Here is a 24,040-nt window from a genome sequence, read left to right on the forward strand (position 1 = left end):
AATTAACTCGTTTGATTATCTTTTTGTGCTTTTTCTGCTAGTTTTTTAGCTTTTGCCTTGGCGACAGCTGCGGCAATACGTGCTTTTTTATCATCTTGTGCAGATGTTGATGTCTCGCCAGCAGCTTCAACATCAGCTTCAGCCGTGACATTGGTTTTATCTTTGGTGCTGGCTTTTGCTTCACCTTCTACTTGCTTAACATCGGTATCTGCATTGGCCGCTTGTTTTTTCGCTTTTGCCTTGGCAACCGCAGCCGCTATACGCGCTTTTTTATCATCTTGTGCAGAAGTTGATGTTTCTTGCATAGGTTCAACAACAGCTTCGGCGGTGACTTCAGCTTTATCTTTAGTGCTTGCTTCTGCTTCACCTTCTGTACGCTGGTCATCTGAACCTGTATTTGCTGCTAGTTTTTTCGCTTTTGCCTTGGCAACCGCTGCCGCTATACGCGCTTTTTTATCATCTTGCGTAGAAGTTGATGTTTCTTGGGGTGGTTCAACAATTGCTTCGGCCATGACATCATCTTTGTCTTTGGTGCTTGCTTCTGCTTCACCTTCTGTACGCTGGTCATCTGATTCTGTATTTGCTGCTAGTTTTTTAGCTTTTGCTTTGGCAACAGCTGCTGCAATACGTGCTTTTTTAGCGTCCTCTGCCGTACTAGATATCGTCTCAGGTGATTTACCTGTATCGTCTGTTCCTACGTCGCTTGGTTGTTCTTGAGCTGCTAGTTTTTTCGCCTTTGCTCTAGCAACCGCAGCGGCAACACGAGCTTTTTTATCATCTTGTGCACTAGTAGGTTTTGTTTCTACTGCGTTGATGTTTTCTTCTGCTGAATCATCATTTGCTTGTTCTTTAGCTGCGAGCTTTTTAGCTTTTGCTCTTGCAATTGCAGCGGCGACTTGCTGTTTTTTATCATCGCCAGCATCACCATTTGGCGCGCTTTGACCAGCTTTTTTCGCTTTTGCACGTGCTATAGCGTCAGCTACTTGTGATTTTTTATCATCATTTGTTGTATTAGCTTGAACACCTGATTGTTGAGCCTTCTTCGCTTGAACACGAGCTAACGCAGCTGCTACAGCTGATTTTTCTTTGTTAGCTTCTTCAGTGCCTGAGTTCATACGTGCTCGACGAGCTTCAGCTGCTTTTTTGTGTTTTTCTTCTCGAGCTTTTTTATCGCGTTCTAATCTGGCTTTACGTGCTTCGAAGCGCTGTTTTGCCTTTTCTGCTTTAATATCGAGTAGCTTTTGTTGACGTATTTCAGCTTTGGAAACTCGGTAATAATGAACTAGCGGAATGTGGCTAGGGCATACGTACGCGCAGGCACCACACTCTATACAGTCAAACAAGTTTAACTTAGTCAGTTGTTCACTATCTTTGGCTTTAGCGTGCCATTGTAATTCTTGCGGAAGTAGTTGAGCCGGGCATACTTCGGCACATTGACCACAGCGAATGCACTCAATCTCTTGATTGGCATCGGGGATTTCTTTTTCACTTGGCGCTAGAATACAGTTTGTGGTTTTTACAACAGGGACTTGAGTATTTGGTAAGCTAAAGCCCATCATTGGGCCGCCCATTATGATATGTCTTTTCTGTTGTTGTGGATACTGGCACTCTTGCAGTAAATGCTCGATTGGGGTGCCCAGTAAGGCCCATACGTTTTGAGGTTTTTCTAACGCTTGGCCTGTTACCGTCACCACACGTTTTATCAGTGGCGTGTCAGAAATAACTGCTTCAGCAATAGCGTGGCAAGTGCCTACGTTTTGCATCACAATGCCTAAACTGCTAGGTAACACACCTGAAGGTACTTCTTTACCCGTTAAAATTTTTATAAGCTGTTTTTCACCACCAGTAGGGTACTTGGTGGGAACAACACACAGCTTGATTTTATCAAACTGTTTAATTTCATGGTTAAGTGCATCAATTGCTTCAGGCTTGTTATCTTCTATACCTATCAGGATAAACGCTGGCTCTAAAATTTTATCGAGTATTTTTATACCTTCAATTACAGATGCTGCATGTTCTCGCATCAATAAGTCATCCGCGGTGATGTAAGGTTCACATTCGGCGGCATTGATAATTAAAAAGTCGATTTTTGCTTTAGTATTGACTTTGATATGGGTTGGGAAGCCAGCTCCCCCCATGCCTGCGATACCGGCATTAGCAATTTTTTCAACTAGGGTATTTTTGTCTAATTGGCTGTAGTTTTCGACAATATGGCGTTCGCGCCATCTGTCTTCACCGTCAGGCATTAAAATCACTGACATCTCATTCAAGCCAGACGGATGGGCGATAATATGATTTTCAATACTTGCTATAGTGCCACTTGTTGGGGCATGAATAGGAACCGCCAAAGGTACTGTGGTTTTAGTTAGCGGCTGGCCTTTAAGTACATAATCACCTGGCTTAACAATAAGTTCACCTGCTTCACCAATGTGTTGTTGTATTGGCAAAACGAGTCGTTGCGGTAGCGAAACCGTTCTAATTGGTTTATTTGTGGTTAAGAACTTCATTTCAGGTGGGTGAATACCACCGTGAAATTGCCAGAAGCGGCCTTGTTCTATACGCTCAATAACAGTTTCCAACGTTTCCTCTTTAATCAATTTGTGTGACTGGAATGTTAGCTAAATCCCACTGCCAATTTCGTGTGGTTTGGGGAATAGGTCGCATCTCTATGCAATCCACAGGACATGGAGCAACACAAAGATCACAGCCAGTACATTCATCAGCAATAATGGTGTGCATTTGTTTGGTAGTGCCGATAATCGCGTCAACAGGACAGGCTTGTATACACTTAGTACAGCCAATACAATCTTCTTCGATAATAAAGGCAACTTTTGGTGTATTGTCTGTTTCATGTGCTTCGTCCATAGCTATAGGCTCAACACCCATCAAATCAGCTATTTTTTTGATGGTGTCGTCACCACCTGGAGCACATTTATTTATCGCTTCGCCATTGGCAACAGCGTCAGCATATGGTTTACAGCCTGGGTAACCGCATTGTCCACATTGAGTTTGCGGTAATATCGCGTCAATTTGTTCAGCAAGCGGATCGCCTTCAACCTTAAACTTTACTGAAGCAAAACCGAGTAGGGCGCCAAAGGCTAAACTGATAAGCCCAACAACAAGAATGGCAATTAATACAGTCATTACAATTTCACCAACCCGGTAAAGCCCATAAATGCCAGAGACATCAAACCTGCGGTGATCATCGCAATGGCAGAACCTTTAAACGGTTTGGGAACATCTGCATTGGCCAGTTTTTCACGCATCGCCGAAAACATCACCAACACTAATGAAAAGCCAAGCGCCGCACTAAAACCATAAATTATCGATTCTAAAAAGTTATGTTTTTCGTAGGTATTTAATAACGCTACACCTAAAACGGCACAGTTAGAGGTGATTAGTGGTAAAAATATACCAAGAGAGCGATAAAGGTTAGCACTGGTTTTATGCACTACCATTTCAGTGAACTGAACTACTACCGCAATAACCAGTATGAAAGTCATTGTGGTAAGGTATTGTAGCGATAACGGCTCAAGTAAATAGGTATCTACTAAGTAGCTTAGTAGTGACGCTAATGTCATTACAAAGGTAGTAGCAAATGACATTCCAATTGCAGTTTCAACTTTTGAAGATACCCCCATAAAAGGACACAAGCCTAAAAACTTCACTAAGACGAAGTTATTGACTAATACTGTGCCTATTAGGAGCAATAGGTAGTCTGTCATTTTGATTAGAAAAATTTCGCTATAAAATTCCGCTTATTATCCGCGTTTCTAGCAAAAATCACAATAGTTTACTTAGTGTTTGTTGTTGCATATGCAATATAAAAGTGGGGTGTTTTATGAAAAGCAGTAAAGTTTGTCGTACAACCTTACTGCGAGTAAGGAATTGATCTACTTGATTAATCGAAATAATATTTTTAATTTGTGCTTCAGTTTTTAAAATCAAGCAACCAATAAATTTAAGCTTTTTGTGGTGATAATCTAAATTTTTTCCGGTTTACCTAAGTAATAACCTTGGCATCCATCAACAAATAACTTTTCTAAGGTAAACTTTTCTTCCTGACTTTCAACGCTTTCAGCTAACACGCTAATGCTTAACCTGTGTGCTAAATCAATCATTAAACGCAGGAAGTATTGGTTGTTTTTATCTTCATCGATATCACGAGTATAGGTGCTATCCATTTTGATAAAGTCAGGCTTGAGATCTCGGAAAAATTTAAATGAGGTTAAGCCTACACCAAAACGCTCTACGGTAATTCGAGCACCGGCTCGGTGCACCATGTCGATAAAACGTTTACTGGTTTTAATGTTTTGCTGCAAGCCATACTCAGTAATTTCAAACACAAGATTTGAACTGATTGCAGGGTCTCTTAATAGTCGTCTCTCTAACCAAATTAGAAAATGTTCGTCATGTATAGAGCGTGCACTAATATTGATGCCAAATTGTTGGTCAGTTAAGTTCTTTTCTTTGATTAGGCTAAATGCCTTATCGATAATCATGCGATCTATTTCAACAATTTTATCTAACTTTTCCGCCATAGCGAGAAATGATGCGGTAGGTAACATTTCTTCACTAGAATTTAAAAAACGTGCTAAAAATTCGCCATATACTTTGGTATTTCGAGAGTTCGGTTTAATTGGTTGTACTAACAAGGTGACACGTTGATTTTCTAATACGCTGTCGATCTCTTGTCGCCAGCTTTGGTTACCATAACTGGCACTTTTGCTTTCTAAAATGCTGCTATCAGTTTGAGAGTACCAGGCGTTTTTCTGTTTTGTTTGGGCAACACTAATACCGGTATCGGCTAACGCCAATAATTCGCCCAGAGGACTATCGCTAGTAAAGGCAACTAAGCCAGTATAGCCGACTGAATCTAAGTCTGATGCTCGTTGATAATCATTAAATTTGTTTGTTAAGTTATCAGCGAATGTCTCTGCTGCTTTAATGGTGACGTTGGGTAAAATACAGGCAAAATCTGAACTATTTAAACGAAATACAGCGCCACCTTTAATCCGGCTTATTTCATTTTTAATAATGTTGGCTACTTGGGTAATGTAGTTATCACCCTCTTTATAACCGTGAATTTGATTAATTGTTTGCAGCTCTGAGCATCGTGTGATTGTCAGCACACCAAACTCCATATTGTCATCTTTTGCTTCAAAGGATTGAACAAAACGAGTTCGATTATCAATTTGGGTTAATGGGTCTACGTATGCTTTATTTTCAAGCGTTGAGGTATTTTCTAAGTGGCCTGACAGCAAGCTTTGGATCTCTTTGATACCTTGTTCAAGCTCAGGTAAGTCAAATGCTAATTGATGAGTAATTTCGCTATCATCACTAAAGGCTATTTTAATTTGTTGATTAATCTGTGTAACGATATTGCCGTAGCGTGAAATACTTACTCTTGCTGAAACTATTGCAAGTACCAACGAAAGTACTAAAACCACAGAAAATACCACTAACATGAGGTTAACACTAGATGTTGGATTTAGTTGAAAGTTGATTGAAAGTTTTGATTTAGGGGCTGATATTTTTGTTGGTGTAGGCGCAAATAAACTAGCAAGTGCTGATAGTTGAGATGTTTGATTAACGATAGCTTTCGACGTTGAATCTGTAATGCTTAATGATGAAAGCGTGTCGCTGTTTAACCAGAGTTGGCTTAATTGGGGCAGTGTTTGTTCGTCTACATTATCGACTGTAGTAGTTAATTGTTGACCAAACAAAGTTTGCTTTTCGGCTAGATTGCTTGATAGAAAAACACTTCCAATGGCCATAACGGCGATGTTAAAACAAACAGCTAGTGCAATATTGCGTAAAACTAATTGTGTAAATGTATACATATCAGCCCTTGAAAATTCACCACTAATACCAAATTTAATTGAGTTGGTATAACAACATAACTTACTTTAAAGACAAACGTTTAGCGCTAAAATCACAGCCACATAACAAAGTTATAACATGAAATGTTCTACAATACTAACATCTGAATGTCTTCGAGGTTAGGCGTGTGGCACCTACTTGCTATTAATTATTCATTTTAATCGGTAAATTCCTAGCTTTTTGGGGTTAGTCCCTTGCGCTTATTGTGTCATCGCTATATAATCGGCGGCAACTTTTTCGGTACGGTAAAAACACTGAAGGCGAATATTGAAATTTTCATATTCGTTATTACTTTATCGAATAGACGATAATGTTATCGTCAGACATTGCGGGCTTCAGTGTAATAGGCCCCGTAATGGGGTTTTTTTGTACTTTTTATAAAGTACTTACAGCATGAATTATCGCTGGGCTTAAAGCCCTTTTTTTGTTTCTGAACACTAGAAAATTGGAGAAAGTGATTGGCTAAATTTGAAGACAAGTTAACAGAAATGCTTAGACCGGCCGTTGACGCAACAGGCAAAGAGTTACTAGGTGTAGAGTTTGTTAGTGCAGGCAAACATTCTATTTTGCGCGTGTTTATTGATCACGAGCAAGGCATTACTGTCGATGATTGTGCGGAAGTTAGTCATTCTGTGAGTGCCATACTCGATGTAGAAGATCCAATAAGTACGGAATACAACTTAGAAGTATCGTCACCTGGGTTAGATAGACCGCTATTTTCTTTAGCGCACTATCAAGAAGTTATCGGTGAAGTGGTCAATGTCAAACTTAACATGCCACTGAATGGCCGCCGTAAATTTAAAGGTGAATTAAAAGCGATCGAGAATGATGTATTAGTCGTTGTAGTAGACGGTGAATCTTATGAACTTATCTTTAGCAATATAGATAAGGGCAATTTGGTCCCACAGTTTAACTAATCAATGTAGTGAAAACGAATTTTATAAAGGCAAAGTAGCATGAGTAAGGAAGTATTACTGGTTGTAGATGCCGTTTCAAATGAAAAAGCATTACCGCGTGAAAGCATTTTTCTAGCAATGGAAACAGCATTAGAAACAGCAACAAAGAAAAAATATGAGGGTGATATTGCCGTAAGAGTATCAATCGACCGTAAAACTGGTGAGTTTGATACTTTTAGACGTTGGTTAGTGGTGGAAGATTCAGAAGCTCCGATGGAAAATCCATATGCGGAAATCGGTCTAGCAGCGGCGCAATACGAAGAGCCTGAAATCCAACTTGGTGATTATGTTGAAGAACAAATTGAATCAATCAAGTTTGACCGTATTACCACACAAACGGCTAAGCAAGTTATCGTACAAAAAGTACGTGAAGCTGAGCGTGCACTTATTGTTGATTCATACCAAGATCAAGTGGGTGAGTTAATTACGGGTGTTGTTAAAAAAGCGAGTCGCGATAGCGTAATTTTAGATTTAGGTAACAATGCAGAAGCGATTATTTATCGTGACGACATGTTACCACGCGAAGTTTTCCGTCCGGGTGACCGTGTACGTGGTTTACTTTATGCGATTAAACCTGAAGCTCGCGGCGCACAGTTATTTGTTTCACGCACTAAACCTGAAATGCTTATTGAGCTTTTCCGTGTTGAAGTACCTGAAATTGGTGAAGAAATGCTTGAGATCCGTGGCGCTGCTCGTGATCCAGGCTCTCGCGCAAAAATTGCCGTTAAGTCTAATGACAAGCGCATCGACCCTGTGGGTGCATGTGTTGGTATGCGTGGTTCACGTGTACAAGCCGTGTCAGGTGAACTTGGCGGTGAACGTGTAGATATCGTGCTATTTGATGACAATCCAGCACAGTTTGTTATCAATGCTATGGCGCCTGCGGAAGTTGCATCAATTATTGTTGATGAAGACAGACGCACAATGGATATTGCTGTTGAAGAAGGTAATTTAGCAATGGCAATTGGCCGAAACGGCCAAAACGTACGTTTAGCAAGCAACCTAACAGGTTGGGAGCTAAATGTAATGACAGTGGAAGATATGACAGCTAAGCATCAAGCTGAAAATGACAAGGTATTAAACCTGTTTACTGAAAAGCTTGATATTGATGATGATTTTGCCACGTTACTGGTTGAAGAGGGTTTTACCTCGTTAGAAGAAATTGCATACGTACCAGTGGCTGAGCTGTTAGAAATTGATGGCATGGATGAAGACATCGTAGAAGAGCTTCGCGAGCGAGCAAAAGCGGCGTTAACAACGCAAGCACTTGCAAGTGAAGAATCATTAGAAAATGCAGAACCAGCAGATGATTTATTAAATCTAGAAGGTATGGAACGTCACCTTGCTTTTGTTTTAGCAAGTCGTGGTGTTGCAACACTTGAAGACCTTGCGGAACAAGGTGTTGATGATATTTCAGATATTGAAGAGCTTGACGAAGAAAAAGCAGGACAGCTTATCATGGCTGCTCGTAACATTTGTTGGTTTAACGAAGAATAATCACCGGGGGAACACAATAAGATGGCATCGGTAACAGTAGAACAACTTGCCAGTGAAATAGGTGCACCGGTCGAGAGATTGGTTAGTCAATTGGCAGATATTGGTATTTCAAAATCTGCTCAAGATAATATTACTGAACAAGAAAAAGAGTCATTGTTGGAACATTTGAAAAAACAACATGGTGATGACTCTGCGGCTCAACCAAGCAAAATGACCCTAAGCCGTAAGAAAAAATCTACGCTTGTACTTGGTAGCGGCAGCAAAGCTAAGTCAGTGCAAGTTGAAGTGCGTAAGAAGCGTACTTATGTAAAACGCAGTGATCTTGAGGAACAGCAATTTGCTGAAGCTCAAGCAAAAGCGGAAGAAGAAGAAAAAGCACGCGCAGAAGCTGAAGCTCAGGCGAAAGCTGAAGCAGAAGCGAAAGCAAAAGCTGAGGCAGAAGCAAAAGCAAAAGCCGATGCAGAAGCTAAGGCAAAAGCTGATGCAGAAGCAAAAGCAGAAGCCGATCGCAAAGCTAAAGAGGCAGCTCGTGCTAAAGCGGCAGAAATTGAACAAGCTAAAGTGTCTGAACCAGTAGAAAGCGAAGAAGCTCGTATTCTTCGTGAACAAGCTGAAAAAGAAGCTGCAGTAAAAGCCGAAGCTGAGGCAAAAGCTGCTGCAGAAGCTGCACGTAAATTAGCTGAAGAAAATGAAGCGCGCTGGAAAGCTGAAGAAGCTGAACGTAAAGCACATGAAAACGACGTTGTACACGTTACTTCATCTAAGTATGCACAAGAAGCAGAAGATGCTGTTGATGCTGAAGAAGAGGGAAATCGTCGCCGTCGTAAGAAAAAGAAAAAGCCGGAAGAAAAGCCAGTTACCATAGGTAAGGGCAAGAAGAAAACACTATCAGCACCGAAGAGCTTAAAACACGGTTTCCAAAAACCTGTTGAAGCAAAAACGAAAGAAGTTCGCATTAGTGAGACTATTTCTGTTGCTGAGTTAGCAAATAAGATGGCCGTTAAAGGTGCTGAAGTTGTTAAAGTGATGTTCAAAATGGGTGCTATGGCAACCATTAACCAAGTGATTGACCAAGAAACAGCTGCACTTGTTGCAGAAGAAATGGGTCATAACGTGATTTTAGTGAAAGAGAATGCGCTTGAAGAAGCGGTACTTTCAGATCGCGGTGATGCAGGTGAAGCAATTACACGTGCTCCAGTTGTGACTATTATGGGCCATGTTGACCACGGTAAAACATCATTACTTGACTATATTCGTGAAGCTAAAGTAGCAGCAGGCGAAGCTGGTGGTATTACGCAACATATTGGTGCATACCATGTTGAGACTGAAGGTGGCATGGTTACCTTCTTAGATACTCCAGGTCACGCTGCGTTTACAGCTATGCGTTCACGTGGTGCTAAAGCGACAGATATCGTAATTATCGTTGTAGCGGCAGATGATGGTGTAATGCCTCAAACCATTGAAGCTATTCAGCATGCTAAAGCGGCGAATGCGCCTATTATCATCGCTGTAAACAAAATGGATAAAGAAACGGCTGATCCAGATCGTGTTAAAACTGAATTGTCACAACACGACGTTATCCCAGAAGACTGGGGTGGTGATGTACAGTTTGTTCATGTATCAGCAAAAACTGGTTTAGGTATTGATGAACTTCTAGATGCCGTATTGTTACAATCTGAAGTATTAGAGTTAACTGCTGTTATTGACCAAATGGCAACGGGTGTTGTTGTTGAATCTAAACTTGATAAAGGCCGTGGTCCAGTTGCGACTATCCTTGTTCAAGAAGGTACTTTAAGACAAGGTGACATCGTTTTATGTGGTCTTGAGTACGGTCGTGTACGTGCTATGCGTGACGAACTAGGTAGACAAATTGATTCTGCTGGGCCATCAATTCCGGTAGAGATTTTAGGTCTTTCTGGTGTACCTCAATCAGGTGATGAAGCAACTGTTGTTAAAGATGAGAAGAAGGCTCGTGAAGTAGCGCTTTATCGTCAAGGCAAATTCCGCGATGTTAAACTAGCTCGTCAACAAAAAGCGAAATTGGAGAACATGTTCTCTGATATGGCAGAAGGCGAAGTATCAGAAGTTAACGTGGTACTTAAGTCTGACGTACAAGGTTCATTGGAAGCAATTTCAGACGCTCTTGTGAAGCTATCAACTGATGAAGTAAAAGTGAAAATCATTGGCTCTGGTGTTGGTGGTATCACAGAAACTGACGCATCGCTTGCGGCAGCTTCTAACGCTATCGTTGTTGGTTTTAACGTTCGTGCTGACGCATCTGCTCGCCGAGTGATTGAATCAGAAGGCGTAGACTTACGTTACTACAGCGTAATTTATCATCTAATTGATGAAGTTAAGCAGGCAATGAGTGGTTTACTTGCTCCAGAATTCAAGCAAGAAATCATTGGTTTAGCTGAAGTGCGTGACGTATTTAAATCACCAAAAATTGGTGCAATTGCAGGTTGTATGGTAACAGAGGGTATCATCAAGCGTAATAATCCAATCCGTGTACTTCGCGATAACGTTGTTATTTATGAAGGTGAGCTTGAGTCATTACGTCGCTTTAAAGATGACGTACAAGAAGTTCGTAACGGTACTGAGTGTGGTATCGGTGTTAAGAACTACAATGACGTAAGAGTTGGTGACCAAATCGAAGTTTACGAAGTAGTGGAAGTGAAAAGAACACTATAATGTGTTAACTTTTACTTAAGTAATTTACATCAAATGGGGGCTTTGCCCCCGTTTTTATCTGAGTATTTCAAAGGGGTTTCTATGAGCAGAGATTTTTCTCGCACCGACCGAGTAGGTCAAGAAATTCAAAAAGAAGTGGCGATGATCATTCAACGCGAAGTGAAAGATCCTCGTATGGGCATGGTCACCGTGAACGCGGTAGAAGTGACGCGCGATCTTGCCTACGCTACTATCTATGTAACGTTTTTTACTCTTGAAGGGCAAAACGTTGAACAATCAATTGAATTGTTAAACGAAGCATCAGGCTTTATTCGTGGCTTATTAGCAAAACGCATAAAAGCACGTATTATGCCTGAACTACGCTTTGTCTATGATAAATCAATGATTGAAGGTGTGCGCATGTCAAGCCTTGTAGATCAAGCGGTCGCGTCTGATCAACAAAAGAAAAATGATAAAGGTGATGCGTAGATGGCAAAACGCAGAAAGGGCAGGCCAGTCAATGGGATTGTTCTGCTTGATAAGCCGTATGACATTTCGTCTAATAATGCGTTGCAAAAAGTAAAGCGTATTTACTTTGCACAAAAAGCAGGTCACACCGGTGCACTTGATCCGTTAGCAACGGGGATGTTGCCTGTTTGTTTGGGCGAAGCGACTAAGTTTTCTCAGTTTTTACTCGATACAGACAAAACGTATCAAGTCACAGCAAAACTTGGTGTAAGAACAACGACAAGTGATCTCGATGGTGAAGTGGTATCAACAAAACCTGTTGATGTTTCAGAAGCAGCCTTGATAGCAGCTTTAGACACCTTTCGTGGTAAAACTCAGCAAATACCTTCGATGTATTCAGCGTTAAAATACCAAGGTCAGCCTTTGTATAAATATGCAAGAGAAGGTATTGAAGTTCCTCGAGAGTCTCGTGAAATCGAAGTGTTTCAGCTCGATTTATTACGCTTTGAGGGTGATGAAGTTGATCTTGAGTTACACGTATCTAAAGGCACTTATATTCGAACCATTATTGATGATTTAGGTGAATTTTTAGGTTGTGGGGCACATGTTGCTGCCTTGAGACGTGTTGCAGTTGGAAGTTACCCTAGAGAAAAAATGGTAACGCTAGAACAACTTGAACATTTACTTGAACAAGCAAGAGGCAATGAACAGTCACCATCTGAGTTGCTCGATCCACTGTTATTACCGATGAATACTGCAGTGGTTGATTTGCCGAAAGTATCTGTTGACCCGATGAGTGCATCATTTTTAAGAAATGGTAATCCAGTTCAAGCGTCAAGCTGTCCTGTTGAAGGTAATGTGCAGGTATATATTGAGCATGAAGATGAACAAGAGTTTATAGGCGTCGGTGTGATCGACGATAATGGCTTAGTGGCTCCTAAACGAATTACCGTGATCAGTGAGCAATAAATTAGATTGCTTTGTTGCTAAATACTGATAGAATACGCGCTCTTTTGAACGTCTTGCTGAGTTAGTGTTCGGCTTGACGCGATTGTTAAACACTAAAATTAAGGTACATATTATGTCTTTAAATGCTGAACAAAAAGCTGCTATCGTAGCGGAATATGCGACTAAAGAAGGTGACACAGGTTCTTCTGAAGTTCAAGTTGCTTTGTTAACTACACAAATCAACCACCTACAAGGTCACTTCAAAGCACACATCCATGATCACCACTCACGTCGTGGTTTATTACGCATGGTTAGCCAACGTCGTAAGCTTTTAGACTACTTAAAGCGTAAAGATGTTGAGCGTTACTCAGCGTTAATCGCTAAATTAGGTCTACGTCGTTAATCGATGTCCTGATATTGAAAAAGGAGCCGAATGGCTCCTTTTTTGATCTTGGAGAATAAATTTTTGATTTATTCGCCTAGTTCCAGTGCGATCGCTTCGACTATTTTTTCAGGCGCGCCAATGTATAAGTTGTGATTTAACAACACTAATTCATCGTCAACGGCTAATAGCAGAGCAGGAATAGCTTGTGTGCCGATAATTTGTTGGATTTCGTCAATATCACCTAAAGCGAATTCAGCTTCTTTTGCCATGGCGTCAGTTTTTAAACATTTGCCTGGTGGCGACAATTTGTATGCCTCTATTATTTCTGAAAGCTCTTCAACGTTCTGCAGTGCTTTACCTTCGACAAAAATAGCTTTTTGAATTGCATTAAGTAAGGTTAGCGATTTACCTTGTGCTTTTTGTTCAACCCAGCTCATTACGTTAGCAACTAATGTGGCGTTAAACTTTTTGTCACATTGCTCCATATAGTTATTGGAAAATTCTACATTTGATAACGCTTTTACTTGATTAATTGTGTCATTATCGATTGAAAAATCACCATCAAAATGGCAAGCGTGCAGCGTGTGAATATTAATATCTGATCTCGCTTGTGCGACTGCATTGAGTAAAGGGGTTGCCGCGTAACTCCACGGGCAGTGGCTGTCGTAAATAAAGTAAAGTTCTAAGGCCATTGTAACTATTTATTCGTTTAAAAAATTGGCGTTATTTTAACTGTTGTCATAGTTCTCTGTACAATATTTTCTCGTATTAGTTCTACCGTTTTAAATTTATCAGCGAACATCCATTTAACGGTCCCCAGTAAATTCACGAAATATAGAAAGTGTCAAAAGTCGTTCTATGTCGTTGTGTTATCCAAAATAACAATAGAATTTAAGCTGTGGATGTGGTATAAAGTGCGCCGCTGAAACTGGGTCTGGATACAAGTTACTTGTTTTCTGCTTAAGTTCGGTGACTGGTTGTACCAAAAAGGTACTTTTAAATAAACTCACATACATCTAGCAAAGATATATCGGGGTGCGCATTTAGCGTCGAATATATTGGGTGTATGAACGCTTAACCCCAAAGGAAAATATTATGCCAAACGTATCTATGCGTGACATGCTTAAAGCAGGTGTTCACTTCGGTCACAAAACTCGCTACTGGAACCCAAAAATGAAGTCTTACATTTTTGGTGCTCGTGATAAAGTTCATATCATTAACTTAGAGCAAACTGTTCCTATGTTCAACGAAGCTTTAGCTTTCATTTCTGGCGTTTCTGCTAAGAAAGGTAAAGTATTATTTGTTGGTACTAAGCGCGCTGCAAGCGAAGCGATCAAAGAAGCTGCTCTTAAGAGTGACCAATACTACGTTAACCACCGCTGGTTAGGTGGTATGTTGACTAACTGGAAAACAGTTCGTCAATCTATCAAGCGTCTTAAAGACTTAGAAACTCAAAGCACTGACGGTACTTTCGAAGCGTTAACTAAGAAAGAAGCGTTAATGCGTACTCGTGAAATGGATAAGCTTGAGAAGAGCTTAGGTGGTATCAAGAACATGGGTGGTTTACCTGACGTTCTTTTCATCATCGATGCTGATCACGAGCACATTGCGATTAAAGAAGCGAACAACCTAGGTATTCCAGTAATTGCTGTAGTTGATACTAACTCAAACCCTGATGGCGTTGATTACATCATCCCTGGTAACGACGACGCGATCCGTGCAGTAAGCCTATACACTGAATCAGCTGCAAACGCTGTTTTAGAAGGTCGTGAGAAAGACATCGTTGTTCAAGCTGAAAAAGACGGCTTCGTAGAAGCTGAGTAATTCAGTCTTTTCTAACGCGACATTGCCATAAATACTTAACAGGTTTATGGCAATGTATTTAAACATATCTGAAAATTTGAGGAATTAACTCATGGCAATTACTGCTGCAATGGTTAAAGAATTACGCGAGCGTACTGGCGCTGGCATGATGGACTGTAAAAAAGCCCTTCAAGAAGTTGACGGTGATATGGAACTTGCGATTGAAAACATGCGTAAGTCTGGTCAAGCTAAAGCTGCTAAAAAAGCAGGTAACATCGCTGCTGAAGGCCAAATCATCATTAAAGATGGCGCTTTAGTTGAAGTTAACTGTCAAACAGACTTCGTTGCTAAAGATGACAACTTCTTAGCATTCGCTAACAAAGTAGCTGATGCAGCTGCTGCTTCTAAGCCTTCAATCGAAGAACTTCAAGCACAATTTGAAGAAGAGCGTGTTGCCCTAGTTGCTAAAATTGGTGAAAACATCAATGTACGTCGCGTAGCTTACGTTGAAGGTACTGCTCTTGCTTCTTACAAGCACGGTGCAAAAATTGGTGTTGTTGTTGCTGGTGAAGGCGACGCAGAAACTCTTAAGCACATTGCAATGCACGTTGCTGCTTCTAAGCCAGAATACGTTAATCCAGAAGACGTTCCTGCTGAAGTAGTTGAAAAAGAGAAAGCTATTCAAATCGAAATCGCGATGAACGAAGGCAAGCCTGCTGAAATCGCTGAGAAAATGGTTTCTGGCCGCATGAAGAAATTCACAGGTGAAGTTTCTTTAACGGGTCAACCTTTCATCATGGAACCAAAGCGTTCTGTTGGTGAAATCTTAAAAGAGAAAGGTGTTTCTGTTTCTACATTCGTTCGCTTAGAAGTAGGTGAAGGTATCGAGAAGAAACAAGAAGACTTTGCTGCTGAAGTAGAAGCGCAAATCGCTGCTGCTAAAGGTGCATAATCTGCTTTTAAATTCGAAAGAATTTGTTTAAAAAAGGTGGCAATAGCCACCTTTTTTGCGTTTTATAAATAAAAAGTGTTATTCATTTTCTTTATCGGTCATCAGCATATCGGCTTTTGGCGCGAATAATTCCATCAAATTAACTAATAAATAATCAATAAAATCGCTTTTTTAATATTAAGCTTTCGATAGTGTGAAAAAACGATTAAAATAGCCGCGGTCTTCGACCATAGCTAGTTTATTGTCTGCATTTATTGCAATTTATCATTACAGGAATGTTTGTTTTATGAGCACAAACCTAAAACCAAAATATCGTCGTATCCTTCTAAAACTTAGTGGTGAAGCCTTAATGGGCGATGAAGGCTTCGGTATCGATCCTAAAATTTTGGATCGCATGGCGCAAGAAATCAAAGAGCTCGTTGAAATGGGCATTCAAGTAGGTTTAGTTATTGGTGGAGGCAACCTCTTTAGAGGTGCTGGTCTTGCTGAAGCGGGTATGAATCGCGTAGTCGGTGACCAAATGGGTATGTTAGCCACTGTGATGAACGGCTTAGCGATGCGTGATGCTTTGCACCGTGCATTTGTCAACGCTCGTTTAATGTCAGCAATTGACTTGGCTGGTGTTTGTGATACTTACAACTGGGCTGAAGCAATTAGCTTGTTAAAATCTGGTCGAGTAGTTATCTTTAGTGCGGGCACAGGTAACCCATTCTTTACAACTGACTCGGCTGCATGTCTTCGTGGCATTGAAATTGAAGCCGACGCAGTACTTAAAGCGACTAAAGTTGATGGTATTTATTCAGACGATCCCGTTAAAAACCCGGAAGCTGAATTGTATAACCATTTAACATACCCAGAAGTATTAGAAAAAGAATTAAAAGTAATGGACTTGGCGGCATTTACGTTAGCACGTGATCACAGCATGCCAATTCGTGTATTTAACATGAACAAGCCAGGTGCATTAAAAGCAGTGATCATGGGCGACGAAGAAGGTACAACCATAGATCATGCTGAAAATTTAGCTTAATTGAGCAAACTAAGGATTATCAACGTGATTAAAGAAATTAAACAAGACGCGCAAGAGCGTATGGCAAAAAGTATTGAAGCGTTAAAGAACAGCTTAAACAAAGTAAGAACTGGTCGTGCACACGCTTCTTTATTAGATAGCATTTCAGTTGAATATTACGGTGTAGATACGCCATTAAGCCAAGTGGGTAATATTTCAGTGCCAGATGCACGTACTATCGCAGTGACTGTGTTTGATAAAAGCATGATCTCGGCTGTAGAGAAAGCCATTATGGCCTCTGATCTTGGATTAAACCCTTCATCTCAAGGTACATTAATCCGTATTCCTTTACCTCCGCTTACAGAAGAACGTCGTAAAGACTTAGTAAAAGTAGTTAAAGGTGAAGGCGAAAATGGCAAAATCGCTATTCGCAACATTCGTCGTGATGCAAATTCAGACATTAAAGCACTGAACAAAGACAAAGAGATCAGTGACGACGAAATGCATCAAGCTGAAGATGAAATTCAAAAAATCACAGATACCTTTGTCAAGCAAGTAGACGTTATCCTTGCTGATAAAGAATCTGAATTGATGGAAATTTAATTTACTATCCATTGTATAACGTCGCAGTATTAAACTGCGGCGTTTTTTATTATCTTGAATTTTTATCAGGGAGCACGTGTGGCAGAGGCAATAACGACAGATAATAGCACTGAACAAACACCACAACATGTCGCGATCATTATGGATGGTAACGGTCGTTGGGCTCAACAAAGGGGTAAAACTCGCGTTGTTGGCCATAAAAACGGTGTAGAATCAGTTCGTGCTGTTGTATCTACTGCGAGGAAAGAAGGGGTTAAAGCGCTAACCTTATTTGCTTTTAGCAGTGAAAATTGGCGTAGACCTGAACAAGAAGTCAGTGTATTGATGGATTTGTTCATGCTGGTGCTGACACGCGAAGTTAGAAAACTCCACAAAAATGGTATTCGTTTTCAAGTCATAGGTGATGTGTCTCGATTTTCTGAAAAACTAAGAAAGAAAATTAACGAGGCGCAAACTCTCACGCAAGACAATACCGACATGGTTTTATCCGTTGCAGCCAATTATGGTGGGCGCTGGGATATAACTAATGCTGCAACTCAAGTTGCTGCAAAAGTCAAAAGTGGCGAACTAGACCTTAACCAAATAGATGAATCCGTTTTTGATTCCTACACCAGTTTAGGGGATTTACCAGACCTAGACTTATTGATTCGAACGGGTGGTGATTATAGGATAAGTAACTTTCTGCTGTGGCAGGCGGCATATGCAGAGTTTTACTTTACCGATATACTTTGGCCAGATTTTAGAGAAGACGCTTTCAAAACGGCTATTAATAGCTTTGGAAATCGCGAAAGACGTTTTGGCCAAACCGGTGAACAAGTACAAGAAAGTAGATAACAACAATAACTACATTAAATATAAAAGGGTTATCTTTTGTTAATTAAACGTGTAATTACTGCAATTATATTAGCTCCGGCTGTTATTTTTGCTATTTTTTATCTTTCGCTAGAACAGTTTTCATTATTGATCATGGCCGTTATGGCAATTGGCGCTTGGGAATGGGGTCCACTCATGGGCTTTGAAAACAAACGTCGAAGAATTGCTTTTGTTGTCACCACTTGTGTGTTGATTTCTGCATTTTGGTATATGGTGCCACTGGAACAATTATGGCAAGCGGATGGCTCTCTTAACAGCAATGTTAGCTATGTGTTGTGGCTAGCTATTTTATGGTGGGCTGTTTCGGCAACGCTAACGTTTATGTACCCAAGATGCAGTTCATTTTGGTCAAGTCATCGCTCAATCCGTGGCCTTTTTGGATGGCTAACCTTAGTTCCTACATGGCTTGCTTTTGTGGTGTTAAGGGCAAGTGATTATCAAGCCGACAGTTACCATGGCGCTCAGCTAATCATGTTCCTATTTTTGATGGTATGGAGTGCCGATATAGGTGCTTATTTCGTTGGTAAATCTATTGGTAAACATAAGTTAATGCCGCAAGTTAGCCCAGGTAAAACGATGGAAGGTTTTATTGGTGGTGTTATCTTTGCCTGTATTTTAGTTTGTGTAGCTGGTTTCTTTTTAAATTGGCAGCTTCAACAGTATCTATTGGTCGTTGGTGTTACCGGCATTATTACCACTATTTCAGTATTAGGTGATTTAAATGAAAGTATGTTTAAGCGCCAAGCAGGAATAAAAGACAGTGGTTCTATTTTACCAGGTCACGGTGGTGTGCTTGATCGCATTGATAGTTTAACGGCAACAGCGCCTGTATTTGCATTATGCTATGCCTTATTAGGTTGGTCTTAAGGAATATTTGTGCGTAAGTTAACTATTTTGGGCTCGACTGGGTCTATTGGTGTAAGCACGTTAGATGTTGTCTCGAGACACCCAGACAAATACCAAGTCATTGCCTTAGCCGCAAATCGAAATGTAGAGTTAATGCTGTCGCAGTGCCAACAGTTTAAGCCACAAATGGTGGTGATGGTATGTGAGCAAGCTGCTAGTCAGTTATTAGTAAAATTCGAGCAACACAAGATCGCAGACATTAAGGTGCTTAGTGGAAAACAAGCATTAATAGAGGTGTCAGAGTTACAACAAGTCGATACTGTCATGGCGGCCATTGTTGGCGCGTCAGGCATGTTGCCAACACTAGCTGCGGTTGAAGCGGGCAAAAGAGTTTTACTTGCAAATAAAGAAGCATTAGTGACTTCAGGGCAAATTTTTATTGATGCCATGAAAAAATCCAACGCCGTCATTTTACCAATCGACAGTGAACACAATGCGATTTTTCAATGTTTGCCACAACATGGTCAGCAAAATGTCGGCACGTGCCAACTCGCATCTGAAGGCGTGAGTAAAATATTATTGACCGGTTCAGGCGGACCTTTTAGAACCCGAGCAATAAATACCTTAGATTTAGTGACGCCAGAAGAAGCTTGCGCTCACCCCAATTGGGATATGGGACAAAAAATTTCTGTCGACTCAGCCACTATGATGAACAAAGGATTAGAGTTTATCGAAGCAAAGTGGCTGTTTAATGTTGACGCTGACGATATCCAAGTGGTGTTGCATCCACAAAGTACTATCCATTCTATGGTGCAATACAAAGACGGCTCAGTGTTAGCGCAAATGGGTAACCCTGACATGCGAACCCCAATTGCACACGCTTTAGCTTACCCAGAAAGAATTGAAGCTGGTGTCGAACCTCTGGATTTCTTTAAAACTGCGTCGTTTGAGTTTCAACAGCCAGACTTCAAACGTTACCCCAACTTAAAATTAGCTATTGAAGCATGTAAGTCAGGCCAAGCGGCATGTACTGCTCTTAATGCAGCAAATGAAATAGCCGTTGCCGCATTTTTAGACAATAAAATTAAATTTACCGATATCTTCAGTATCAACAAAGCCTCGGTAACCCAGTTTGTTGCTAATACTGTAGAAACCATTGAACAAGTCATTGCCCTTGATAGCAAGGTCAGAAAATATGCTCAATCAATGATTGAAGGTTTAGCTACTGATAGTTATACAAAGGAAAAGGAATAGTCATCGTGTTCGAATTTTTACGGGATCTAAGCTCATTTGTTATTGCATTAGGCGTATTGATTACCGTACATGAATACGGACACTTTTGGGTTGCACGAAAAAATGGAGTGAAAGTTCATCGTTTTGCAATTGGTTTTGGTAAACCCATTTGGCGCTTTTATGATAAACATGGCACCGAATTTGTCATCGCGTTAATCCCATTGGGTGGGTACGTCAAAATGCTCGATGAACGCGTAGATGACGTCAAGCCAGAAGACAAACCTTATACTTTCAATAATAAATCAGTCTATCAACGTATCGCTATCGTCGGAGCAGGTCCTTTAGCAAACTTTCTTTTTGCTATCTTTGCGTTTTATTTGATGTTTCTTGTTGGTGTCCCCAGTGTAAAGCCTATAGTTGGTGACGTTACCGAAAATTCAATTGCTGCCAATGCAAACATAACAAATAAAAGTGAAATAATAGAAGTAGCAGGCCAAACAACACGTGATTGGCAAGACGTAAATCTTGCGCTAGTCGCCAATATCGGCGAACCATCAATTGAAATAAAAACCAAAGAACAAGGTAATGTATCGGCGACATTACATCAATTAGATACTAGAGATTGGAAATTTGAACCGGAAAAAGCCTCGGCAATTGATAGTTTAGGCATCCAAATATTCAGGCCTAAAATTCTTAATGAAGTAGGCTTAGTTCAAGAGAAAAGCCCTGCAGCTAACGCTGGATTTTTACTCGATGATCAAATTATTAGCATCGACAATAAGCAAATAAACGGCGATTGGCAAAAATTCACGGAACTAATTCGCACTTACCCTAATCAAACGATTGCAATTGAAGTATTACGTGCTGGAAAAGTGGTAGTTTTAACTGCTACACCCAAAGCTCGAGAAGTAAATGGCGAAACACAAGGGTATTTAGGGTTAAGTCCCAAGTCTGAACCTTATCCTTCAGAATACCGCATCGAATTATCTTACGGCTTATATTCAGCTCTAGAGCAGAGTTTAGCTCGAACCTGGCAACTAATCGTGCTCAGCTTTGATATGATCGGTAAGTTAATTACGGGTGATGTTTCGGTAAAAAACTTGAGTGGCCCTATATCAATTGCACAAGAAGCAGGTAACCATGCTGGTTATGGTTTTGTGTATTTTTTAGGCTTTTTGGCGCTAATTAGTATTAATTTAGGAATAATTAACATTTTACCTATTCCAGTACTTGATGGCGGCCATTTAGTTTATTACCTTATAGAGCTTTTAACGGGAAAGCCCGTTTCGCAAAAAGTTCAAGAAATAGGTTTTAAATTTGGTACACTAGCCATATTAGGCCTGATGAGTATCGCATTATTTAACGATTTATCGCGGTTATAAATAACAAGAAGTAATAAAGTTTAGTTTTTATGATGATGAAAAAGATAGCCTTGGCGGTAATGTTAGCTGCTACAGGCGTAAGCGCGAATGCAGCTGAAGAATTTCAAGTTGAAGACATTCAGGTTAAAGGACTACAGCGTGTTGCATTAGGTGCGGCATTGACCCATATACCGTTTAATGTAGGCGATACTCTTAATGAATTTAGAGTGTCTCAATCTATTAAAGCTCTATATAAATCTGGTCACTTTAACGATATATCAGTTTCACGTGATGGTAATCGAGTTATCTTTCGCGTTAAAGAGCGTGAAACGATAAGCGAAATTGAATTTGACGGTAACAAAGATCTTAAAGAAGAGCAGCTAGTAGAAAGTCTTGAAGGTCAAGATATTCGTGTTGGCGAAACTTTAGATCGCACTGTGATTTCTAACCTAGAAATGGGTTTAGAAGATTTTTACCATTCAATTGGTAAATACAATGCAGACGTTAAAGCTGAAATAACACATCTACCACGTAATCGTGTCAATATTAAGTTTGTGTTTTCAGAAGGGGAAGCAGCGGCCATACAACGTATCAACATTGTTGGCAACGAAGTGTTCTCTGATCAAGAATTGTTAGAACGTGCTGAATTGACATTTGACTCTCCTTGGTGGGACTTTATGGCTCAAGATCGCTATCAAAAGCAAAAGCTTGAAGGCGATATGGAAACTATCAAAAGTCACTATCTTGACCGCGGTTATCTACAATACAAAGTGGACTCAACTCAGGTATCAATGACACCTGACAAAAAAGCTGTATATATCACCTTGAATATTACTGAAGGTGAAAAATATACGGTAAGTGAGGTTGACTTTATAGGTGATATGGCAGGCTTTGAAAAAGCGATTCGTGCCATTAACCCAATGGCAGCAAATGAACTATATAATGGCACATTAGTTACATATACCGAAGAATCGATAAGTCGATTCCTAGGACGATTTGGTTATGCCTATCCAAAAGTAAATACCATTCCAGAAATCAACGAAGAAGATAAAACAGTTAAGTTGACCATTTCAGTTGACCCTGGAAAACGTATTTACGTTAACAGAATTAATTTTACTGGTAACCATGTAACCTCGGACGAAGTTTTACGACGAGAACTACGTCAAATGGAAGGTGCTTGGCTATCAAACAGCTTAGTTGAAAACTCAAAGGCGTGGTTACAACGTTTACCTTATTTAGAAAATATTGAGTTTGATACAAAACAATTACCAGGTGAAGAAGACCTAGTTGATATTGATTTTTCTGTTAAAGAACAACCTTCAGGATCATTTACCGCAGGTATAGGTTATGGCTCAGCGACTAAAATGAGCTTAAACGCTGGTATTCAACAAAATAACTTTTTAGGTACCGGTAATCTGTTAGCATTTAACATTAATACGGTAAGTTATTCTCGCTCTGTTAGTGTTTCGTACACCGACCCTTATTTTACTACTGACGCTATTTCATTAGGTGGAACACTCTTCTATAACGAGTTTGATGCAGGTAGTGCAAACTTAGTTGAGTTCAACCAAAAAAGTTATGGTTTAGGTGTTAACTTTGGTTTTGCGATTGATGAATATATTCGTCTGAACTTTGGTATTGGTTATAAACATAACGGTATCACTCGCTTACAAACATATGAGCAAATTCAAAGATTCTATGAACTTTATTCGGATCCTAATTCACCGGATGCCGGTTTAGAGTTCGAAAACTTTGATATTACTGCGGCGATTTCTCGTTCAACGTTAAACCGAGGTCGTTTTCCAACTGCCGGTTCGCAGCAGACGTTGTCATATAAAATGACGACGCCAAACTCTGATAATAACTATTTCAAAGTTAATTTAGATACCGTGTGGTACTTTCCTATTGCCAGAGGATGGAGCTTTAAAACCAGCTTGCAGTTAGGTTATGGTAATGGTTATGGCGACTATAACGGTAATGACCAGATGTTACCGTTCTGGGAAAACTTCCGTGCCGGTGGTGGTTCTGATACCTTACGTGGTTTTGAAACAAATATTGTGGGCCCACGTGCTATTTACCGCACACCGCAACGTATTCCAGGAACACCTGACCCTGTAGGTGGTGGTGGCTGTTGTTTAGGCCCAGATCATGATGTAATTGGTGTATCTCGTCGTTCTGTAGGTGGTAACGCTATTGCCTTAGCAGGTATTGAGCTAATAGTACCAACTCCTTTTCTTGATGAAAGCTTTTCTAACAGTGTTAGAACAAGTTTCTTTGTTGATGCGGGTAACGTATGGGATACTGAATTTAGCACGAGTGACTATAAAGACTTAGCACCAAGAGAGTTTGTTAAGCTTGATGATTACTCAGATGTAGGAAGATTTCGAGCGTCTGCTGGTTTATCAATCCAGTGGATTTCACCAATGGGACCAATGATATTTAGTTTTGCTAAACCATTGAAGGAAGAAGAGGGTGATGACACTAAATTCTTCAACTTTAATATTGGTAAAACCTTTTAATTGGACGTTTAATCCTTATATAACAATTAATAGTAGC

Annotated in this window: 20 protein-coding genes; 15 read left to right on the forward strand and 5 right to left on the reverse strand. The window is 40.2% G+C overall.

The features are described from left to right. Positions 1 to 2: 2 nt before the first annotated feature. The 4 genes from rsxC to IE199_RS16230 all read right to left on the reverse strand — a co-directional run bounded on the left by rsxC (position 3) and on the right by IE199_RS16230 (position 5,843). Positions 3 to 2,579 carry an electron transport complex subunit RsxC gene (gene rsxC / locus IE199_RS16215; protein ID WP_189772658.1) on the reverse strand — a complete coding sequence of 859 codons (2,577 nt, stop codon included), beginning with the start codon at positions 2,577 to 2,579 and terminating at the stop codon, positions 3 to 5. Between the two features lie 10 nt (positions 2,580 to 2,589). Continuing rightward, positions 2,590 to 3,144: an electron transport complex subunit RsxB gene (gene rsxB, locus IE199_RS16220; protein ID WP_189772660.1), complete on the reverse strand. Its 555-nt coding sequence runs from the start codon at positions 3,142 to 3,144 to the stop codon at positions 2,590 to 2,592. Further along, entirely contained in the window at positions 3,144 to 3,725 is a 582-nt protein-coding gene (gene rsxA / locus IE199_RS16225; protein WP_189772662.1) for an electron transport complex subunit RsxA, read from the reverse strand. Before rsxA ends, rsxB begins: the two co-directional genes overlap by 1 nt. 258 nt (positions 3,726 to 3,983) lie before the next feature. Next, positions 3,984 to 5,843: an EAL domain-containing protein gene (locus IE199_RS16230; RefSeq protein ID WP_189772664.1), complete on the reverse strand. Its 1,860-nt coding sequence runs from the start codon at positions 5,841 to 5,843 to the stop codon at positions 3,984 to 3,986. A 498-nt stretch (positions 5,844 to 6,341) separates the two neighbouring features. Between IE199_RS16230 and rimP the strand changes: the two genes are divergently transcribed. From rimP to rpsO, 6 genes are all read left to right on the forward strand, one after another. Continuing rightward, positions 6,342 to 6,800: a ribosome maturation factor RimP gene (gene rimP, locus IE199_RS16235; RefSeq protein ID WP_189772667.1), complete on the forward strand. Its 459-nt coding sequence runs from the start codon at positions 6,342 to 6,344 to the stop codon at positions 6,798 to 6,800. A 39-nt stretch (positions 6,801 to 6,839) separates the two neighbouring features. Continuing rightward, positions 6,840 to 8,336, forward strand: coding sequence for a transcription termination factor NusA (gene nusA, locus IE199_RS16240; protein WP_189772669.1), 1,497 nt, complete (start codon positions 6,840 to 6,842; stop codon positions 8,334 to 8,336). Between the two features lie 21 nt (positions 8,337 to 8,357). Further along, positions 8,358 to 11,027, forward strand: coding sequence for a translation initiation factor IF-2 (gene infB, locus IE199_RS16245; RefSeq protein WP_189772671.1), 2,670 nt, complete (start codon positions 8,358 to 8,360; stop codon positions 11,025 to 11,027). A gap of 81 nt (positions 11,028 to 11,108) precedes the next feature. After that, positions 11,109 to 11,495: a 30S ribosome-binding factor RbfA gene (gene rbfA / locus IE199_RS16250; RefSeq protein ID WP_189772673.1), complete on the forward strand. Its 387-nt coding sequence runs from the start codon at positions 11,109 to 11,111 to the stop codon at positions 11,493 to 11,495. Then, positions 11,496 to 12,443 carry a tRNA pseudouridine(55) synthase TruB gene (gene truB / locus IE199_RS16255; RefSeq protein ID WP_189772675.1) on the forward strand — a complete coding sequence of 316 codons (948 nt, stop codon included), beginning with the start codon at positions 11,496 to 11,498 and terminating at the stop codon, positions 12,441 to 12,443. A gap of 112 nt (positions 12,444 to 12,555) precedes the next feature. Next, positions 12,556 to 12,825: a 30S ribosomal protein S15 gene (rpsO, locus tag IE199_RS16260; RefSeq protein ID WP_189772684.1), complete on the forward strand. Its 270-nt coding sequence runs from the start codon at positions 12,556 to 12,558 to the stop codon at positions 12,823 to 12,825. 68 nt (positions 12,826 to 12,893) lie between these two features. On the opposite strand, the gene IE199_RS16265 is transcribed toward rpsO, so the two are convergent. Then, positions 12,894 to 13,499, reverse strand: coding sequence for a protein-disulfide isomerase (locus tag IE199_RS16265; protein WP_189772686.1), 606 nt, complete (start codon positions 13,497 to 13,499; stop codon positions 12,894 to 12,896). Positions 13,500 to 13,902: 403 nt separating this feature from the next. Here IE199_RS16265 and rpsB point away from each other — a divergent pair, with 403 nt between their 5' ends. From rpsB to bamA, 9 genes are all read left to right on the forward strand, one after another. Continuing rightward, positions 13,903 to 14,631 (forward strand): 30S ribosomal protein S2, encoded by a 729-nt coding sequence (gene rpsB / locus IE199_RS16270; RefSeq protein ID WP_189772688.1) that lies wholly within the window; start codon positions 13,903 to 13,905, stop codon positions 14,629 to 14,631. Positions 14,632 to 14,722: 91 nt separating this feature from the next. Further along, positions 14,723 to 15,562: a translation elongation factor Ts gene (gene tsf, locus IE199_RS16275; RefSeq protein WP_189772690.1), complete on the forward strand. Its 840-nt coding sequence runs from the start codon at positions 14,723 to 14,725 to the stop codon at positions 15,560 to 15,562. A 286-nt stretch (positions 15,563 to 15,848) separates the two neighbouring features. Further along, positions 15,849 to 16,589 (forward strand): UMP kinase, encoded by a 741-nt coding sequence (gene pyrH, locus IE199_RS16280; RefSeq protein WP_189772692.1) that lies wholly within the window; start codon positions 15,849 to 15,851, stop codon positions 16,587 to 16,589. Between the two features lie 24 nt (positions 16,590 to 16,613). Further along, entirely contained in the window at positions 16,614 to 17,171 is a 558-nt protein-coding gene (gene frr, locus IE199_RS16285; RefSeq protein WP_189772694.1) for a ribosome recycling factor, read from the forward strand. 78 nt (positions 17,172 to 17,249) lie between these two features. Beyond that, positions 17,250 to 18,005 carry a polyprenyl diphosphate synthase gene (gene uppS, locus IE199_RS16290; RefSeq protein ID WP_268245329.1) on the forward strand — a complete coding sequence of 252 codons (756 nt, stop codon included), beginning with the start codon at positions 17,250 to 17,252 and terminating at the stop codon, positions 18,003 to 18,005. 36 nt (positions 18,006 to 18,041) lie between these two features. Beyond that, on the forward strand, positions 18,042 to 18,911 hold the full coding sequence (locus tag IE199_RS16295; RefSeq protein ID WP_189772698.1) for a phosphatidate cytidylyltransferase: 870 nt from the start codon (positions 18,042 to 18,044) through the stop codon (positions 18,909 to 18,911). Between the two features lie 9 nt (positions 18,912 to 18,920). After that, a complete protein-coding gene (gene ispC, locus IE199_RS16300) occupies positions 18,921 to 20,144 on the forward strand; it encodes a 1-deoxy-D-xylulose-5-phosphate reductoisomerase (RefSeq protein WP_189772700.1) in 1,224 nt (407 codons plus the stop codon). Positions 20,145 to 20,149: 5 nt separating this feature from the next. Next, entirely contained in the window at positions 20,150 to 21,505 is a 1,356-nt protein-coding gene (gene rseP / locus IE199_RS16305; RefSeq protein WP_189772702.1) for a sigma E protease regulator RseP, read from the forward strand. Positions 21,506 to 21,534: 29 nt separating this feature from the next. Beyond that, positions 21,535 to 24,003: an outer membrane protein assembly factor BamA gene (gene bamA, locus IE199_RS16310; protein ID WP_189772704.1), complete on the forward strand. Its 2,469-nt coding sequence runs from the start codon at positions 21,535 to 21,537 to the stop codon at positions 24,001 to 24,003. Positions 24,004 to 24,040 lie beyond the last annotated feature (37 nt).

This window comes from Thalassotalea marina, assembly GCF_014656435.1.
Taxonomy (GTDB): Bacteria; Pseudomonadota; Gammaproteobacteria; order Enterobacterales; family Alteromonadaceae; genus Thalassotalea_C; species Thalassotalea_C marina.